The organism is Pseudomonas sp. GW821-FHT01C01, from assembly GCF_059422645.1.
The window spans coordinates 24,757-42,039 of sequence record NZ_JBWKXF010000011.1; the positions used below are offsets into that span (position 1 = coordinate 24,757).

General features: G+C 59.2%; 16 protein-coding genes. 8 read left to right on the top strand and 8 right to left on the bottom strand.

All coding sequences use genetic code 11. From position 1 onward, the window contains the following. Nucleotides 1-3 precede the first annotated feature (3 nt). Nucleotides 4-1,110 carry an enoyl-CoA hydratase/isomerase family protein gene (locus AC07XF_RS10275; RefSeq protein WP_495026378.1) on the bottom strand — a complete coding sequence of 369 codons (1,107 nt, stop codon included), beginning with the start codon at nt 1,108-1,110 and terminating at the stop codon, nt 4-6. A 164-nt stretch (nt 1,111-1,274) separates the two neighbouring features. Next, a complete protein-coding gene (locus AC07XF_RS10280) occupies nt 1,275-2,168 on the bottom strand; it encodes a LysR family transcriptional regulator (protein WP_495026379.1) in 894 nt (297 codons plus the stop codon). 101 nt (nt 2,169-2,269) lie between these two features. Between AC07XF_RS10280 and AC07XF_RS10285 the strand changes: the two genes are divergently transcribed. Both AC07XF_RS10285 and speB read left to right on the top strand, forming a co-directional pair. Beyond that, on the top strand, nt 2,270-3,361 hold the full coding sequence (locus AC07XF_RS10285) for a polyamine ABC transporter substrate-binding protein (protein ID WP_495026380.1): 1,092 nt from the start codon (nt 2,270-2,272) through the stop codon (nt 3,359-3,361). Between the two features lie 16 nt (nt 3,362-3,377). Continuing rightward, nucleotides 3,378-4,337: an agmatinase gene (gene speB, locus AC07XF_RS10290; RefSeq protein WP_057714722.1), complete on the top strand. Its 960-nt coding sequence runs from the start codon at nt 3,378-3,380 to the stop codon at nt 4,335-4,337. Nucleotides 4,338-4,452: 115 nt separating this feature from the next. Here speB and AC07XF_RS10295 read toward each other — a convergent pair whose 3' ends face one another. Further along, on the bottom strand, nt 4,453-5,505 hold the full coding sequence (locus tag AC07XF_RS10295; protein WP_495026381.1) for an aldo/keto reductase: 1,053 nt from the start codon (nt 5,503-5,505) through the stop codon (nt 4,453-4,455). 160 nt (nt 5,506-5,665) lie between these two features. Here AC07XF_RS10295 and zapE point away from each other — a divergent pair, with 160 nt between their 5' ends. The 3 genes from zapE (at nt 5,666) to AC07XF_RS10310 (ending at nt 8,001) form a co-directional block, all read left to right on the top strand. After that, nucleotides 5,666-6,784, top strand: coding sequence for a cell division protein ZapE (gene zapE, locus AC07XF_RS10300; protein ID WP_495026382.1), 1,119 nt, complete (start codon nt 5,666-5,668; stop codon nt 6,782-6,784). Between the two features lie 26 nt (nt 6,785-6,810). After that, a complete protein-coding gene (locus tag AC07XF_RS10305; RefSeq protein ID WP_495026383.1) occupies nt 6,811-7,392 on the top strand; it encodes a DinB family protein in 582 nt (193 codons plus the stop codon). Between the two features lie 117 nt (nt 7,393-7,509). Further along, complete coding sequence (locus tag AC07XF_RS10310; protein WP_495026384.1) at nt 7,510-8,001, top strand: GNAT family N-acetyltransferase; 492 nt, start codon at nt 7,510-7,512, stop codon at nt 7,999-8,001. Between the two features lie 244 nt (nt 8,002-8,245). Here the strand turns inward: AC07XF_RS10310 and AC07XF_RS10315 are convergent, their stop codons facing one another. Then, complete coding sequence (locus tag AC07XF_RS10315; RefSeq protein ID WP_495026385.1) at nt 8,246-8,455, bottom strand: hypothetical protein; 210 nt, start codon at nt 8,453-8,455, stop codon at nt 8,246-8,248. A 469-nt stretch (nt 8,456-8,924) separates the two neighbouring features. Next, nucleotides 8,925-9,107, bottom strand: a complete 183-nt coding sequence (locus AC07XF_RS10320) for a DUF6026 family protein (RefSeq protein WP_495026386.1) — start codon at nt 9,105-9,107, stop codon at nt 8,925-8,927. 249 nt (nt 9,108-9,356) lie between these two features. On the opposite strand from AC07XF_RS10320, the gene gnd reads away from it, so the two are divergent. After that, complete coding sequence (gnd, locus tag AC07XF_RS10325) at nt 9,357-10,361, top strand: phosphogluconate dehydrogenase (NAD(+)-dependent, decarboxylating) (protein WP_495026453.1); 1,005 nt, start codon at nt 9,357-9,359, stop codon at nt 10,359-10,361. Continuing rightward, nucleotides 10,358-11,881, top strand: a complete 1,524-nt coding sequence (zwf, locus tag AC07XF_RS10330; RefSeq protein ID WP_495026387.1) for a glucose-6-phosphate dehydrogenase — start codon at nt 10,358-10,360, stop codon at nt 11,879-11,881. The genes gnd and zwf overlap by 4 nt, the downstream gene beginning before the upstream one ends. Nucleotides 11,882-11,996: 115 nt before the next feature. Here the strand turns inward: zwf and nhaB are convergent, their stop codons facing one another. The 3 genes from nhaB to AC07XF_RS10345 all read right to left on the bottom strand — a co-directional run bounded on the left by nhaB (nt 11,997) and on the right by AC07XF_RS10345 (nt 15,418). Continuing rightward, on the bottom strand, nt 11,997-13,499 hold the full coding sequence (gene nhaB / locus AC07XF_RS10335; RefSeq protein WP_495026388.1) for a sodium/proton antiporter NhaB: 1,503 nt from the start codon (nt 13,497-13,499) through the stop codon (nt 11,997-11,999). A gap of 77 nt (nt 13,500-13,576) precedes the next feature. Continuing rightward, complete coding sequence (locus AC07XF_RS10340; protein ID WP_495026389.1) at nt 13,577-14,866, bottom strand: NHL repeat-containing protein; 1,290 nt, start codon at nt 14,864-14,866, stop codon at nt 13,577-13,579. Nucleotides 14,867-15,151: 285 nt separating this feature from the next. Further along, a complete protein-coding gene (locus AC07XF_RS10345) occupies nt 15,152-15,418 on the bottom strand; it encodes a hypothetical protein (RefSeq protein ID WP_277528823.1) in 267 nt (88 codons plus the stop codon). 342 nt (nt 15,419-15,760) lie between these two features. Here AC07XF_RS10345 and AC07XF_RS10350 point away from each other — a divergent pair, with 342 nt between their 5' ends. Then, a complete protein-coding gene (locus tag AC07XF_RS10350) occupies nt 15,761-17,086 on the top strand; it encodes a sigma-54 dependent transcriptional regulator (RefSeq protein ID WP_495026390.1) in 1,326 nt (441 codons plus the stop codon). The last annotated feature ends 197 nt before the right edge of the window (nt 17,087-17,283 follow it).

Here is a 17,283-nt window from a genome sequence, read left to right on the forward strand (position 1 = left end):
GGCTCAGCTCTCGCTCTGGTCAAACCCGCTGAAGAAGCTCGCCACGTGTTCGGCGTCCAGCGCCTTGAGGGTTGGCGGGTTCCAGCGTGGTGTTTTGTCTTTGTCGATCAGCAAGGCGCGCACGCCTTCGATCAGGTCGCCGCGCTCGAACCACTGGCGGTCCAGATGCAGCTCAAGGGCGAAACATTGTTCAAGTGGCAGCTCGCGTCCGCGACGCAGCATTTCCAGGGTGACGCCCATGGCCAGTGGCGAGCGGGTTTCCAGCAGGTTGGCGGTGCTGACGGCCCATTCATGGCTGTCGGCAACGGTTACCTGGCGCAGTTGCTCCACAATACTCGGCACATCGGCTTGGGCGAAGAAGTGGTCGATGGCCGGGCGCAGTGCACTCAGCGGAGCGTCGGGCAGTTGCTGGACGGCGAGTGTTGCCAGCAGGCCTTGCAGGTCCTTGAGCGGCGTGTCGTGCCATTCGAGCTGGTCGAGACTCTCGTCCAGGACGCCCAGTTTGTCGCTTTCCAGGTACCAGTCGGCCAGGCCGCAATACAGCGCATCGGCGGCGCGAATCTGTGCGCCGCTAACGCCGAGATAAATCCCCAGTTCACCGGGAATGCGCGACAGGAAGTAACTGCCGCCGACGTCGGGGAAATAACCGATGCCGACTTCGGGCATCGCCAGACGGCTTTTCTCGGTGACCACGCGCAAGTCTGCGCCTTGCACCAGACCCATGCCGCCGCCGAGGACAAAACCGTCCATCAGGGCCAGCACCGGTTTGCGGTAATGATGGATCGCGAGGTCGAGGGCGTATTCCTCGACGAAGAAATCTTCATGCAGGGTGTCGCCGCTTTTGAAGCTGTCATACAGCGAGCGAATGTCGCCGCCGGCGCAGAAGGCTTTTTCGCCGGCGCCGCGCAAGACCACCGCATGGACTTGCGAATCCTGGGCCCAGGCGTCGAGCTGGCGGTGCAGGTTGCGCACCATGTCCAGGGTCAGGGCATTGAGGCCGGCGGGGCGGTTGAGGGTCAGGTGACCAATGTGGTTGCGAACCTCGGCCAGCACTTCGTTTTGCATGGCATCCATGGACTGAGTCCCCGGAGTAGAAACCTGAGCAGTCATCACTAACTCCCTGCTTTTATTGTTCTTTATCGAGATGCTCGCGCGCGAGCGATGGCGGATCGTATCAGTGCAAATTTGCCTTGTACAACCCGGATAAGTGCAGGTTATCTGTGCATTTTTGCATGTCGATGACCGGCACGGTTTCAGCGTAGACCAAGGCGTATTCAGGCAAATGCCGCGAGCAGATCCTCTTCGAATGCCTTCTGCGCATCACCGGCCACCTGCGCCCGGTGTCGGGCCAGATGAAACGCGACATCGAAACTCATATCGCTGCGACGCACGGCCCTGAGCAAACCTTTTTCTTCCCAGCCACGGGCAAAGTGGCTGGGCAAATAACCGACATGCTTGCCGGAAAGGATGAAGGCGAGGGTGCCTTCGACCTGTTCCGAACGCGCCGAACACCGCTTGCCCTGAAAGGGTTCGTCACTGCGCAGGAAACGGTAGGGGTGATCGACCCGGTCGCAGGCCTGGAGATCCTGATCGTCCGGGTCAGCGTTGGTGAACAGTGGATGGCCGGGGGCGCAATACAGGTGCTGGGTTTCTATGAACAGTTGGCGGTAGTCAAACGCGCTTTGCACTTGCGAGAAATAGCCGATGGCCAGGTCCAGCCGCTGTTGCAGCAGCAGGCGCTCCATTTCGCCGGGCATGGCGCTGATCAGTTCGATACGCACCGACTCGTCCCGCTCACGGAAGCGCCGGATCGCTTCGGCCACTCGATGCAGCACCGATTGATCCAGGGCTTCGGACAGACCCAGGCGCACTTCGCCGATCAAGCGTCCGGCCACGCCGTTGGATTGATGGCGGAACGCTTCGATGGACTGGAACAGCCCGCGGGTGGCGCTGAGCAATTGCTCGCCCTTGGGGGTGATCTTGAATCCGCCCTTGCCGCGACTGCACAAGCGATAGCCGAGACGGGTTTCCAGTTTGGCCATTTGCTGGCTGATGCTCGACTGGCTCAACCCCAACTCGCCCTGGGCTGCGCTGAACCCGCCGCACTCCACCACGCTGACAAACAGACGCAACAATTGCAGGTCCAGATCATGCAGTTGGCCGAGCATCAAACATTACTCCGTCATAAAGTCAGGTTAATTAACTTGATATTTCACCAATGTATCCGACGACGCATCCTGCAACCACTTCCTCTGGTCAGGTGTTCGTCATGGCTCCCATGTTCAAGCTGTGTTTACCCGCGCTGTTCCTTGCCATGGCCGCATCGGCCCAGGCCGAAGACAACGTGGTCAATCTGTACAGTTGGGCTGATTACGTCGCCCCCGAAACCCTGCAACGGTTCGAGCAGGAAACCGGCATCCATGTGCGTTACGACACCTTTGATTCTTCGGAAGTGCTGGAGACCAAGTTGCTCACCGGCGGCAGCGGTTATGACGTGGTGGTGCCGTCCTCCAGCGTGCTGGCCCGGGGCCTTGCCGCCGGGGCGTTGAAACCGATCCCCCACGAAGGCCTCAAGGGGTACGCCAACCTCGATCCGGATTTGCTGGAAAAACTCGCCGCTGTCGATCCGGGCAACCGCTACGGCGTGCCTTACACCTGGGGTACGTTGGGATTGGGCATGAACGTTGAGGCGGTGAAGCAGCGCTTGCCGGATGTGCCACTCAACAGTCTGGATATGCTGTTCAAGCCCGAGTACGCGAGCAAGTTGAAGGACTGCGGCATCGCCATTCTCGACTCGCCTCAGGAAGTGATCGGACTGGCGCTGCATTACCTGGGTAAAGATCCCTACAGCACCGACAAGAACGATCTGTCAGCCGCAGAGGCGTTGCTGCATCAGTTGCAGCCGAATGTGCTGTACGTCGCCACCGGACGGCAGATCAGCGACCTGGCCAATGGCAGCGTTTGTCTGGCATTGACCTACAACGGTGACGCGAGCATGGCCGCCGATCAGGCGCGCAAAGCCAACAAACCCTATGAAATTGCCTACCGGATTCCCAAGGACGGCACCATCGTCTGGCAGGACAACCTGGCCATTCCCAAGGACGCGCCGCACCCCGAAGCCGCTCGCGCCTTTATCGAGTTCATGTTGCGCCCCGAGTCCGTGGCGGCACTGACTAATACGTTGTTTTTCGCCACTGCGAATCAGGCCGCCACGCCGCTGGTGGATGAAGCGGTGCGCACCGACCCGGACATCTATCCGCTGGCTGACGTGCGTGAGCGGTTGTATGCCGACCGCAGCATGAACCTCAAGGACATGCGTCAGCGCACCCGTCTGTGGACCACTTTCCGTAGCCGCCAATAATAACAAGGAGCCTTCAATGGACGTCCCGATGCAGAACGATCAAGCCCTTACCCGTGACAGCCTTTACGGCACGGCCGCCGAAAGTACCTACGCCGGCATTACCAGTTTCATGCGTCGCCGCTACAGCCGTGACCTGCGTGGTGTTGATGTGGCGGTCAGTGGCGTGCCGTTCGACACCGCCACCAGCAACCGCCCCGGCGCACGCTTCGGACCACGCGGCATTCGTGCCGCGTCTGCCGGGATTGCCTGGGAACGGCACTGGCCGTGGACGTTTGACCCGTTCGACCATCTGGCGGTGATCGATTATGGCGATTGCGATTTCGACTACGGCTCGCCCCAGTCGACGCCCGAAATGATTGAGGCCCACGCTGAGCACATCCTCAATGCCGGCACTGCGATGCTGACGTTCGGCGGCGATCACTTCATCACCTATCCGCTGCTCAAGGCCCATGCGCGCAAGCACGGGGCGTTGTCGCTGATCCACTTCGACGCCCACAGCGACACCTGGCCGGACGAAGAGGGCAAGCGCATCGATCACGGCACCATGTTCTGGCATGCGGCCAGGGAAGGGCTGGTCGACCCGTCGCGGTCGGTGCAAATCGGTTTGCGTACCACCAATGACGATCATCAGGGCTTTGAAGTGCTGGACGCGCGGCAAGTGCATCGCCGTGGTTGCGAAGCGATTGTCGAGGCGATTCGGGCGCGGGTCGGCGATAACCCGGTGTACCTGACGTTTGACATCGACTGCCTCGATCCGGCATTTGCGCCTGGCACGGGAACGCCAGTATGCGGCGGCTTGAGCACGGTGCAGGCACTGGAGATTCTCGGCGGATTACGCGGGATCAATCTGGTGGGCATGGACGTGGTGGAAGTGGCCCCGGCCTATGACAGTGCGGAAATCACGTCACTGGCGGCGGCGACGCTGGCGATGGAGATGCTGTGTCTGTATGCGGCCAGGCATAAGGTCGATAAGTAATACAAAACCTAATGTGGGAGCGGGCTTGCTCGCGAAAGCGGTGTGTCATTCAACAACAATGTTGACTGACTCGACGCCTTCGCGAGCAAGCCCGCTCCCACAATTGTGATTTGTGTCAGGCCACTGGAACGATTGGCAGGTCGAGGATCCGACCACCGCTGAAGCGTGCCAATGACCCGCTGATGGATTCGTGCGGCACGCCTTTGGCTACGTCACTGACGCCATCGAGTCGTGCCAATTGCTCAGCACTCAACTGCACATTCAGTGCCCCCAATGTCGCGTCCAGTTGCTCGCGGGTCCGGGAACCGAGGATCGGAATCAGCGCCGTGGTCGAGCGCCTGGCCTTTTCCCGCAGCCAGGCAATGGCCACATGGGTCGGGCTGGCGTCCAGTTCTGCGGCGACGCCGATCAAGGTGTCGAGCAGGGCGGTTTCGCGGGCACTTTTTTCGGTATGAATCAGCACGCCGAGCTTGTTCGCGCGATTGTCGCCTTCACTGTTGCGATACTTGCCGGTGAGGAAGCCGCCACCCAGCGGCGACCACAATGTCGCGGCCAGGCCCAGGGCTTCGGCCATCGGCAGTTGTTCGCGCTCAGCGGTGCGTTCGGCGAGGCTGTACTCGACCTGGATCGCAGCAATCGGTGCAAAACCGCGTACCTCGGCCAGCAGGTCGGCGCGGGCGATACGCCACGCGGGGAAATTCGACAGCCCGGCGTAATGAATCTTGCCGGCACTGACCAGATCGTCGAAGCCGCGCAAGATCTCTTCCATGGGCGTGACGCCGTCGCTCATATGGGCCCAGAACAGATCGATATGATCGGTCTTCAGGCGTTTCAGGCTTTCTTCGACGGCGCGCACCATGTTCTTGCGGCTGTTGCCAGTGTGGGAAATGCCGGCCGCCGGTGTAGTCCCGAGGGTGTATTTGGTGGCGATGACCAGGCTATCCCGTTCTGCGTTGATGAATTCGCTGAGCATGGCCTCGGACTGTCCGCCCTGATAGCCATTGGCGGTATCGATGAAGTTGCCACCGGCCTCCAGGTAGCCATCAAAAATGCGCCTGGCTTCGTCACGCTCGGCGCCATGGCCCCAACCGGTGCCGAAATTGCCGGCACCCAGTGCCAGTTCGGAAACCCGCAAACCGGTTTTTCTGCCGAAAACTTTGTAATGCATGGGATGACTCCAGAGGGATGACGTCGAGGTTTGTTTAAATGTTTGGCGACATGTATTAAATATGATGCTAGTAATTTAAGCCGTCAAGGCGCTTTTCCTGCCGACACAAAACTGCCGATCACTGGTCGCGACATCGACGCGCAATGGCATACTGCCGCCCATGACTATCGAATCCCCCTTAAGCGCCTGGCAGCACGCCATCGAACACAAGGGCTTCGTCCAGGACGAGGCCCAGGAACATGCCGTGTGGGCGCTGCAAAAATGCCACGAAGCACTGCACGAAGGCCGCTCGCGCATTTCCGGTGTATACCTGTGGGGACCGGTCGGGCGCGGCAAAACCTGGTTGATGGACCAGTTCCACCAAAGCCTGCGGGTACCGGCGCGGCGCCAGCACTTTCACCATTTCATGGGCTGGGTGCACCAGCGCTCGTTTCAACTGACCGGCACCGCCGATCCACTCAAGGCGTTGGCCCGTGAATTAGCCGAAGAAGTGCGCGTACTGTGTTTCGACGAGTTGTTCGTCAATGACATCGGTGACGCGATCATTCTCGGGCGGCTGTTCCAGGTGATGTTCGAACAGGGCGTGGTGGTGGTCTGCACGTCGAATCTGCCGCCGGACCAGTTGTACGCCGACGGATTCAATCGCGACCGTTTCATGCCCGCCATCGCGGCGATCAAGCAACACATGCAGGTGATTGCGATAGATGGCGGGGAAGACCATCGCCTGCATCCGGGGGCCGGTTTGCAACGCTATTGGGTGGCCGAACCCGGCCAGCCCAACGCACTCGCCGAGGTGTTCGCGGGGTTGACTGTGGATCAGGCGGTATCGAACGAGCCGGTCAAGGTCGGTTACCGCGCCCTCGAGGTGGTCAAGGCCAGCCCGACGGTGCTCTGGACCCGTTACACCGCGCTGTGCGAGCAACCCTTCGCGGCCATGGATTTCATCGCCCTGTGCGATACCTACAACGCTATTCTGTTGAGTGACGTGCCCAACCTCAGCGCGCAAAAACGCGCCGGGCGCATTGCCCGTGGTACCGAGGACGGTGTCGAACGGGTGGACGCGGGGGATCGCGAATTGCCGCAGTTGTCGGTGCATGACGACGGTGTGCGACGGTTCATTGCCCTGGTGGACGAGTGCTACGACCGCAAGGTGCCGCTGTACCTTGAAGCGCAAGTGCCAATGGCGTCGCTTTACACCGAGGGTTATCTGGAATTCCCGTTCCGCCGCACGCTCAGCCGGCTACAGGAAATGCAACTGCAACGGTTTGCCGAAGTTTGATCGGGATTTGATCGGGAGCAGCGAACATGAATCAGCCCCTGTCGCACCATTTGCTGACCATGGCCTATCAGAACGCCTGGGCCAATCACCGACTGGCCAAGGCCTGGCGGCAGTTGAGCCCACAGGAACTGACCGCGCCCCGGGTCAGCTTTTTCCCGACTATTCGCGCCACGCTCAATCACATCCTCACCTGTGACTGGTTTTATGTGGACGCCCTGGAGCGCGAATTGCGCGGCGACGATCCGCATCTCGATTGTTATAAGTTTTTCAAGGAAGACGAGCCCTGCCTTATGGCGACGGACCTCGTTGACGAACAGGCCCGTGTTGACCGCCGGCTGATCGCCTACTGTGAGCAGATGCGTGACGCCGACCTCGGCAAAATCGTGACCATCGCTCGCGACACCCCGCAACACGACAGCCGTTTGCGCCTGCTGTCCCATTTGTTTGAACACCAGATCCACCACCGCGGCCAGGTTCACGCCATGCTCAGCGGTACCTCGGTCAAACCACCGCAACTCGACGAGTTTTTCTGTGCCGGTGAGTCGCACTTGCGGGCCGAGGACTTTGCCGAACTGGGATGGACGGAAGCATTGATCTGGGGTGCTTGAGTGCCAAAGATTTCCTCGTTTGCGATTGTCGATTCCACGGTGCTCGCGCTATGGTCTGCGGGCACTTCAGCGTGAAACACATGCTGGGGGCTACTTCATGTGTGATCGAGGATGGAAATGGACTCCGCAGAAATTCTTGTGCTTCAGGCCAGTTACAGCAATCCGGTGCATGCCGAGGCTATTTGCCTGGTGCTGAACCACTACGCCGAGGACCCAATGGGGGGTGGCCAGCCGTTACCGGCCGATGTGCTTGAGCAACTCCCGGCGGAGCTTGCCAGGCGTCCCCACGCCTTCAGTGTGCTGGCCTTCGTCGGTGGCGAGCCGGCCGGGCTGGTCAATTGCTTCGAAGGGTTCTCCACCTTTGCCTGCCGGCCGTTGGTCAATGTGCACGATGTGTCGGTGGTGAAAAAATTTCGCGGCCTGGGCTTGAGCCAGAAGATGCTGCAAAAGGTCGAGGACATCGCCCGCCAGCGTGGCTGCTGCAAGCTCACCCTGGAAGTGCTGGAAGGCAATGCCGTGGCGCAGGGCTCTTATGAAAAAGCCGGTTTCGCCGCCGGCATGTTCGACCCGGCCCATGGACGGATGCTGTTCTGGACCAAGAACCTCTGACTCGACAAAGCCTTTTTTTTGGGGCTTCCACTCGTTTGAGCGTGGGCACGCCCCCTTGTAGGAGCCAGCTTGCTGGCGATGGTCGTTAACGATAACGCGGGTGAACTGGATAAACGCGGCGCACTTGAGTCCATCGCCAGCAAGCTGGCTCCTACAGTTTCCCGGGAATGCGTGAACCCAAAAAAAGGGCGTCCATCAGGACGCCCAAACGGTCTTCTGCAACTGTAGAGCTGCAATCAGAGGATCATTTCGGTCTGTAGGTTTCAGTCATTTGTGCAGTCTGATCGTCCGGAACCCGCAGCTCGGTGCTTTGGATGGGGTGGCCCAAGGCTTGTTGCTGGGCCAGTCGCAGACTTTCGTAGTAATAGCGCATGCGTTCTGCTCCGCCTTCGGCAAAAGCGCTGGTTGCGCCCAAGGCCATCAGGCCGGCGAGGATCAATGCGGTGCATTTCATGGTTTGCCTCCCACTACAGATGTCGGATGCCTTTCGTCCATGAATCAATGAATCAGTGTCGAAATGACATTATCCGCCGATTCGGCTAAATGGGAATTAACTTCACCACGGCGTTCATGACTGCAACGGGTGCATGAAAAAGGGGGGCGGAACTGGCCTAATGCCGACCAGTTAAGCCGAGACCCTGAACCTGTGGCGAGGGAGCTTGCTCCCGCTGGGCAGCGAAGCGGCCCCAAAAAATGGGCCTGCTGCGCAGTCCAGCGGGAGCAAGCTCCCTCGCCACAGGTTGATCAGCGCTGGTCGATCCCTTAACTGATCGGCATTAGTCGGAACTGGCCCCTGAAAGGAATACTGCCGAACGACCGCGAGTGCGAATAATTATTGTGAAAATTATCTGAGTTGCCGGGGAGTGGCAGGGCATGAGCGGTTGCGGAAGCAGTGCAGACTGCTCCCGCTTGAAGCGAGGGTGTCAGACGAGTGGGGCGCGTTGCGTCACAGCCAGGGGCTGCGTCTGACTGGCTTGCAGCAGCAGCCGCAACTGCGCCAGTTCCTGTTTCAATTGATCGCGTTCGTCTTTCAACTGACGCAATTCATCGCGACGGATAGTGACGTAAAGGGTTTGTGCTGGCAGTGCGGTGTGTACTGTGCCCATTGCTCACCTCGCAAATGGCGTGTCTCAACTGTAGGTCCGCCTCGAAATCAACGGCTGATCTACTATCGGCGCCAATTTTGATTTCTTTTGCCCCCGAAGGGAACTTTTTTATTTTTAATTGTCGTTGTGTCTTCGGCTTGATTACCGACGTTATCAATCAGGATCGGGCACAATGCCCGGAAACTTCATGCCAACGCTCTGGACTAACCTCATGAGTCGCGTTGGGCTATAACCTTTGACACACCTTTTATTTGTAGTAGGGAGCATCAGCACATGCAACTCGGGATTATTGGACTGGGCCGCATGGGCGGCAATATTGCGCGGCGCCTGATGCTCAACGGGCACACCACCGTTGTTTACGACCGCAATACCGCCTTTGTCGAAGCCTTGTCCGCTGAGGGCTCTACCGGCGTCACCGATCTGCCGGCCCTGGTCGCCGGTCTGGCCAAGCCACGTGCGATTTGGGTCATGCTGCCGGCAGGCGCACCGACCGAAGAAACCATCGACACCCTGAGCACCTTGCTCGAACCCGGCGACACCATCATCGACGGCGGCAACACCTTCTATAAGGACGATATCCGCCGGGCGAAAACCCTGTCGGAAAAAGGCCTGCATTACATCGACGTCGGCACGTCCGGCGGCGTCTGGGGCCTGGAGCGTGGTTACTGCATGATGATCGGCGGCGATGCCGGGACCGTTAAGCGCCTCGACCCGTTGTTCGCAACCCTGGCCCCCGGCCTGGGCGACATCCCGCGCACCAAGGACCGCAAGTCCGACGACGATCGTGCCGAGCGTGGTTATATCCATGCAGGCCCTGCGGGCGCCGGGCATTTCGTCAAGATGATCCACAACGGCATCGAATACGGAATGATGCAGGCGTTCGCCGAAGGCTTCGACATCCTGCAAACCAAAAACAGCGAGAACCTGCCGCAAGACCAGCGTTTCGACCTGAACGTGGCGGACATTGCCGAAGTCTGGCGTCGTGGCAGCGTGGTGTCGTCGTGGTTGCTCGACCTGACTGCCGACGCCCTGGCCAGCGATCCGAAACTCGACGGTTTCTCCGGCTCCGTGGCCGACAGCGGTGAAGGTCGCTGGACCATCGAAGCCGCCATGGAGCAAGCGGTGCCGGTGCCGGTGCTGTCGAACTCGCTGTTCTCCCGCTACCGTTCGCGTGGGCAAGGCACCTTTGGCGACAAGATCCTCTCGGCCCAGCGCTTTGGCTTCGGCGGCCACGTGGAGACTGCGAAGAAATGACCCACACGATCCGCAGAAAATCCAAGGCTGAACCCGCGCCGCCGACCACGCTGTTCCTGTTCGGCGCCCACGGCGATCTGGTCAAGCGCCTGCTGATGCCGGCGCTGTACAACCTCAGTCGCGACGGTTTACTCGGGGATGGACTGCGGATCATCGGCGTTGACCACAACGCCATCAGCGATGAAGGCTTCGCGAAAAAACTCGAAGACTTCATCCGCAATGAGGTGGCCACCAAGACCGGCAAGGGCGATCAGGCCCTTGATCCGGCGGTGTGGGCCAACCTCGCCAAAGGCATCAGCTACGTCCAGGGCGACTTCCTGGACGACAGCACTTATCAAGCGCTGGCGGCAAAAATCGCCGACAGCGGTACCGGCAACGCGGTGTTCTACCTGGCCACCGCGCCGCGATTCTTCAGTGAAGTGGTGCGCCGGCTCGGTTCGGCCGGTTTGCTGGAAGAAACCCCCGAGGCGTTCAGAAGGGTGGTGATCGAAAAGCCTTTCGGCTCCGACCTCCATACAGCCGAGGCTTTGAACGCTTGCCTGCTCAAGGTGATGACGGAAAAGCAGATCTATCGGATCGACCATTACCTGGGCAAGGAGACCGTGCAGAACATCCTGGTCAGCCGGTTCTCCAACAGCCTGTTCGAAGCGTTCTGGAACAATCACTACATCGACCACGTGCAGATCACCGCCGCCGAAACCGTCGGCGTGGAAACCCGTGGCAGTTTTTACGAGCACACCGGCGCGCTGCGGGACATGGTGCCCAATCACCTGTTCCAGTTGCTGGCGATGGTGGCGATGGAGCCACCCGCCGCGTTTGGCGCCGATGCGGTACGCGGCGAGAAAGCCAAGGTCGTCGGCGCGATCAGGCCCTGGACGGTCGAGGAGGCCCGCGCCAACTCGGTGCGTGGCCAATACGCCGCGGGTGAGATCGACGGCAAGGCACTGCCGGGCTATCGCCAGGAAAACAACGTGGCGCCCGACAGCAATACCGAAACCTATGTGGCCCTCAAAGTGATGATCGATAACTGGCGGTGGGTCGGCGTGCCGTTCTACCTGCGTACCGGCAAACGCATGAGTGTGCGTGACACCGAGATCGTCATCTGTTTCAAGCCGGCGCCCTATGCGCAGTTCCGCGATACGGAGGTCGATGAGTTGCAACCGACCTATCTGCGCATTCAGATCCAGCCCAACGAAGGCATGTGGTTCGACCTGTTGGCCAAGCGTCCCGGTCAGGCCCTGAAGATGGACAACATCGAGCTCGGGTTTGCCTACAAGGACTTCTTCGAGATGCAGCCGTCCACCGGTTACGAAACCCTGATCTACGATTGCCTGACCGGCGACCAGACGTTGTTCCAGCGTGCCGACAACATCGAAAACGGTTGGCGCGCCGTGCAGCCGTTCCTGGATGCCTGGCAGCAGGACTCCAGCGTGCAGAGCTATGCCGCCGGGGAGAACGGCCCCAAGGCCGGTGAAGAGTTGCTGACCCGCGATGGTCGTGTCTGGCACCGCCTCGGATAACACGGATCTCCTGCAGGAGCGAGCTTGCTCGCGATGGCGGTCCTTCAGTCAATATTGATGTCGACTGACCTGCCGCTTTCGCGAGCAAGCCCGCTCCCACATTGTGGTTGGTGAGTTACAGCCAGTAACTCACCGCATACCACCCGAGCAAGCCCATCACCACGGTGTACGGCAACGCCATCCAGACCATCCGCCCATAAGACAGGCGCACCAGCGGCGCAATCGCCGAGGTCAGCAAAAACAGGAACGCCGCCTGACCATTGGGTGTCGCCACGCTCGGCAGATTGGTGCCGGTATTGATCGCAATGGCCAGCGTTTCGAAATGCTCGCGAGTCATCTCACCCGCCATGAATGCACGCTTCACTTCGGTGATGTAAATGGTTGCCACGAACACGTTGTCGCTGATGGCGGACAACAGGCCGTTGGCAATGAACAGCATGCCCGGTTGTTGGTCCGCCGGCAGCGCCAGTACCCACTGGATCAACGGTGTGAACAGCTGCTGGTCGTGAATCACCGCGACCACGGCGAAAAACACCACCAGCAATGCGGTGAACGGCATGGCGTCCTTGAACGCGGTGCCGAGACGATGTTCGTCGGTGATGCCGGTAAAGGCCGTGATCAATACGATCACCATCAAACCGATCAAGCCCACTTCGGCAATGTGAAACGCCAGCCCGGCAATCAGGATCAATGCGGCAAAGGCTTGCACCAGGAGCGCTGCACGCTGGCGTGAGGTGCGCGCGGCGTTGTCTTCGGCGGCGTAGTTGGCCAGCACCGCTCGGACGTTATCCGGCAGCAACGTGCCGTATCCGAACCAGCGCAGCTTTTCCAGCAGCACGCATGTCACCAGTCCGGCAACCAGCACCGGCAAGGATACCGGTGCAACCTTGGAAAAAAACTCGGAGAAGTGCCAGCCCATTTCATGGCCGATCAGCAAGTTCTGCGGCTCGCCGACCAAGGTGCAAACGCCACCCAGCGCAGTGCCCACGGCACCATGCATCAGCAGGCTGCGCAGAAAGGCGCGGAATTGTTCGAGATCGCCTTGATGCAGGGTGGGCAGATGTTTGTCGTCGTTGAATTCGCTGTCCTGACGCGGATCGTTACCGGAGGCGACACGGTGATACACCGAGTAAAAACCAACGGCGGCACTGATGATCACGGCGGTCACGGTCAAGGCATCGAGAAACGCCGACAGAAAGGCCGACAAAAAACAGAACATCAGGGCCAGCAGGGCCTTGGAGCGAACCCCGAGCAACAAACGCGAGAACAGGTACAGCAACAAGTCCTTCATGAAGTAGATGCCGGCCACCATGAACATCAACAGCAGGATCACCGGGAAGTTGTGCAACAACTCGTCGTACAGCGCCTGGGGCGTGGTCATCTTCAGCAACAGGGCTTCAATCATCAGCAGGCCGCCGGGCATCAGCGGATAGCATTTGAGCGCCATGGCCAGGGTGAAGATGAACTCCAGCACCAGCAGCCAGCCGGCAGCCACCGGGCCTGCGGTCCACAGCGCCAAGGCATTGAGGATGAGGAAACCGACGATGCAGGCCTTATACCAACGGGGCGAGTGCCCGAGAAAGTTGTGCGCGAACGCTTGGGCCATTGAACCGGACATCGGCTGCTCCTTGTTTTAAGAAGCGCGCAACTTGCCGCAAGCGTGCGAGAAGATCAAGCACGGGAAAACACAGGTGTTTATCCCAGATAGCGTGTGATGACCGCCTTGTAATTACCGTGCAGCGAATAGCCTCCTGCAACGATGTTTCCATCGGCCTGCACGGCGACACATGTGGCGGTATCCAGGCTGGGGCCGAGGCGGGTACGCGTACAGCCGCAGCCTTTGCCAAACTGGCGATCGGGACGGCCGTTGGGCAGGTATCGCCCCAGAATGAAGTCGGCTTCAACACCGCCGATGGTGGCGCCCGCCGTCAGCACACGGCCATCGGGTTGTAACTGCGCAGCGTTCCACTGGCATCCGCTGTGACCGATTACCAGCCGCTGCGGTTGTCCGCCGTTGCAATGATTGTCGGGGCGGCCGTTGCTGTGCATTTTAAATGTCAGGCAGTGCATTGGCTCGCAACTGCTGCCAAAACACAGGATGTCGCCTTCGTTTTGCTGGACCACCTGACTGACCCGGGCAGCATGCCCTTGCGCCTTGAAGGTCATGAATCCATCCACGGCAAAATTGTCGTCGAGACACCCGTCAGGGTGATAGCGTGCCAGCAAGCCTTCTTCAGGGAAGTTGATCGATCCACCGACCAGAATCCGGCCATCACGTTGTAGCGTCAGGCTGCTGAGCCAGGTATTCAACAGCAGATGCCTGACCACGACAAAGCCGCGGCCATTGAACGAGTAGTCCAGCGAGCCTTCGACATCCAGCCGTATCAACATACCGGCGTGATCGGCCAGTTCGTAGTGATGGTTGGCCAAGATAAGGATTCGACCGTCTTGTTGTACGCCGACATCGCAGGCTTCGGCGCCGGGTACACCGGGGGGGAGCCAGGCATCGCGTATGCCCAGGGACAGACCGCCAGGCAATCGCACGACACGGCGGCCATTATCACCAAAGCGTCGAACCAGGCGACCCTCTTGATCCAGCAATGCCAGGGCCGGGAGCGTGCGGTGCGCGTTTTCGTATTGCAGACCGGCCAACAGGATATTGCCGTCGGGCATGACCAGGACTTTGGCGCCCATGGCTTCAAACCCCGGCTCGAATTGCCCGATGACACTGCCTTGATTGCCGAATGCGAGGTCTGCGGAACCATCCTCAAGCAAACGGGCCAGGCCAAAGCGGCTGCCATCGGCCATGGCGACTTTTGCTGCTACCAGCAAGCGACCCTGTGCATCGATCGCAACACCATTGGCCAGGCTTGCAAGGCTATCGGCGAAATACACCTGGGTTTTGCCGTTGGCGGCAAACGTCGTATCGAGGCTTCCGGCGTTCTTTCGGGTGACGGGGTTGGCAAAAGCCGACTGGATTGACATGGGTCGCATCTCCTTGCGAGTCGTCATGATCCAGAAGTTTGGCTGGCGACTAATAAGGAAAATATTCAATCCCTGAATGAAGGGATGCACAACTGTAAGAACTAACAGGCGGAAGGTCGTTATGTGCCACAACAGTGTCTTTTCGAACCAGTGGCAAGCCTGCAAAGTATCAGGCGTATGCAACGTTCGAATTAAACAGCGTCAAGTAGTGCGCATGGCCAAAAAAACCAGCGAACTAATGACAGGAGGAGGGCGCGGATTACCCCGGAGTAATCCGCAAAACAATTAGTTTGGCATCGACCACGATTGCAGTGTGTAGCCTTCCTGGCTCAACTCGGCGCGGGCCTGTTCCAGCAGCAGTTCGAGTTGTGCGGGATCGGAGTAAGCGCTGCTGGGGATCTGCTTGCGGCCAATGCTGGTGCTGGTGCGGTCGATAACGGTCAGGCTGAGTTCGCCATTACCGTCCTGTGGAGCCCAGGCCACGCATTTGAATGGTTTAAACGCGCGGTCGGCAATCAGAAGTGCTTCGTTGATACGGAGCGGGGCGTTCATGGGGGTCTTCCTCTGCATGCCCAATCAAGTGATGTGCCGGCGGTTGGGCTTACCGTTCGGCTGGTTACTTGTACTGATGCCCGCAACCGGGGTTGGGGTCACACACAATCAAAAGAAATTTCCACTTTATTTCATATGCTCAAGAATGAGCCTGGCATTGAAAGCTGAATGAAAGGAAAGAGTCGTTAGGTAACTAACAAAATCGCATCTTATAACTGGTTGTATCGCCCTCCTATAGTCAAACGGTACAAGAAGCTGTCAAATTCTTGCTAATGTTACAGTCAGGTCTGCCAAATGACTGTTTTTAATAAATTTTCATAAATTTGGCGCCAAGGAACAGTCATGAGCGATGCGCCTGCTTTACGACGTCTATTAGTGGTGGACCCTTGCGACGATTGTTATCGTCTGCTCCCAGGATTGCGCGCTATCGGTTGGGACGTTGACAGCTGCACGCTGGAGAACGCCGGTGACCGAACCTGTGACGTGGGCCTGTTGCGCTTGCAGCCCTTTCACTTTGAGCACCCGGAGGCTGTCAAAGAGTTGATCCGCCGCACCGGTACCGAGTGGATAGCCGTACTCAATCAGGACGTGCTGCGGCTGCAAAATGTCGGCGATTTTGTCTGTGAATGGTTTTTTGACTTTCATACCCTGCCATTCGATGTGTCCCGGGTTCAGGTAACGCTGGGCCGGGCGTTTGGCATGGCGCGGTTGCGCGGACAGGGCACGGTGCATGTCGACCAGCCCGAGCACGAGTTGCTGGGCGACAGCAAACCTATACGTGAACTGCGAAAACTGTTGAGCAAACTCGCTCCGACCGAATCTCCGGTGTTGATTCGGGGTGAAAGCGGCACTGGCAAAGAGCTGGTCGCACGAACCCTGCATCGTCTGTCCCAGCGTCACAACAAACCCTTTATCGCGATCAATTGTGGTGCGATTCCCGAACATTTGATCCAGTCCGAGTTGTTTGGCCATGAAAAAGGCGCGTTTACCGGCGCGCACCAACGCAAGGTCGGGCGGATAGAAGCCGCGAACGGCGGCACCCTGTTTCTCGACGAAATCGGTGACCTGCCACTGGAGTTGCAGGCCAACCTGTTGCGGTTCCTCCAGGAAAAACACATCGAGCGGGTGGGCGGCAGTCAGCCGATTCCGGTGGATGTGCGGGTGCTGGCGGCCACGCACGTCGACCTTGAAGCCGCCATCGAGAAGAAGCGTTTTCGCGAAGACTTGTATTACCGCCTGAACGTCCTGCAAGTGGTGACCGTTCCACTGCGCGAGCGCCATGGCGACCTGGCGACGCTGGCCAACCACTTCGCCCATTCCTACAGCCATGAAACCGGGCGCCGCCCACGCAGTTTCAGCGAGGACGCATTGATTGCCATGGGCAAGCACGACTGGCCAGGCAATGTACGCGAACTGGCCAACCGCGTTCGTCGCGGGCTGGTGTTGGCCGAAGGCCGGCAGATCGAGGCCCGCGATCTGGGGTTGATCAGTCAGCATATGATCGCCGCACCGATGGGCACCCTCGAAGAATATAAGGCCCGGGCCGAACGCCAGGCGTTGTGCGATGTATTGAACCGTCACAGCGATAACCTGAGTGTCGCCGCCAAAGTATTGGGTGTGTCGCGACCGACCTTCTACCGGTTGTTGCACAAGCACCAGATTCGTTGAATTCCTGTTTCAAACAAAAAGACCGTTGCAATGGAAATTGCGGGCGCGGCGCGCTTGAGTCCATCGCCAGCAAGCTGGCTCCTACAGATTCAGCGTGGGCACGTTCCCGTGTAGGCGCTGGCTTGCCAGCGATGGTCGTTAACGATTACGCGTGTGAACTGGATGAACGCGGCGTACTTGAGTCCATCGCCAGCACG

What these genes read in the sequence shown, in the direction of transcription:
- AC07XF_RS10275 (WP_495026378.1), bottom strand. Translation starts at nt 1,110, where the DNA reads ATGACTGCTCAGGTTTCTACTCCGGGGACTCAGTCCATGGATGCCATG.
- AC07XF_RS10280 (WP_495026379.1), bottom strand. Translation starts at nt 2,168, where the DNA reads ATGCTCGGCCAACTGCATGATCTGGACCTGCAATTGTTGCGTCTGTTT.
- AC07XF_RS10285 (WP_495026380.1), top strand. Translation starts at nt 2,270, where the DNA reads ATGGCTCCCATGTTCAAGCTGTGTTTACCCGCGCTGTTCCTTGCCATG.
- speB (WP_057714722.1), top strand. Translation starts at nt 3,378, where the DNA reads ATGGACGTCCCGATGCAGAACGATCAAGCCCTTACCCGTGACAGCCTT.
- AC07XF_RS10295 (WP_495026381.1), bottom strand. Translation starts at nt 5,505, where the DNA reads ATGCATTACAAAGTTTTCGGCAGAAAAACCGGTTTGCGGGTTTCCGAA.
- zapE (WP_495026382.1), top strand. Translation starts at nt 5,666, where the DNA reads ATGACTATCGAATCCCCCTTAAGCGCCTGGCAGCACGCCATCGAACAC.
- AC07XF_RS10305 (WP_495026383.1), top strand. Translation starts at nt 6,811, where the DNA reads ATGAATCAGCCCCTGTCGCACCATTTGCTGACCATGGCCTATCAGAAC.
- AC07XF_RS10310 (WP_495026384.1), top strand. Translation starts at nt 7,510, where the DNA reads ATGGACTCCGCAGAAATTCTTGTGCTTCAGGCCAGTTACAGCAATCCG.
- AC07XF_RS10315 (WP_495026385.1), bottom strand. Translation starts at nt 8,455, where the DNA reads ATGAAATGCACCGCATTGATCCTCGCCGGCCTGATGGCCTTGGGCGCA.
- AC07XF_RS10320 (WP_495026386.1), bottom strand. Translation starts at nt 9,107, where the DNA reads ATGGGCACAGTACACACCGCACTGCCAGCACAAACCCTTTACGTCACT.
- zwf (WP_495026387.1), top strand. Translation starts at nt 10,358, where the DNA reads ATGACCCACACGATCCGCAGAAAATCCAAGGCTGAACCCGCGCCGCCG.
- nhaB (WP_495026388.1), bottom strand. Translation starts at nt 13,499, where the DNA reads ATGTCCGGTTCAATGGCCCAAGCGTTCGCGCACAACTTTCTCGGGCAC.
- AC07XF_RS10340 (WP_495026389.1), bottom strand. Translation starts at nt 14,866, where the DNA reads ATGTCAATCCAGTCGGCTTTTGCCAACCCCGTCACCCGAAAGAACGCC.
- AC07XF_RS10345 (WP_277528823.1), bottom strand. Translation starts at nt 15,418, where the DNA reads ATGAACGCCCCGCTCCGTATCAACGAAGCACTTCTGATTGCCGACCGC.
- AC07XF_RS10350 (WP_495026390.1), top strand. Translation starts at nt 15,761, where the DNA reads ATGAGCGATGCGCCTGCTTTACGACGTCTATTAGTGGTGGACCCTTGC.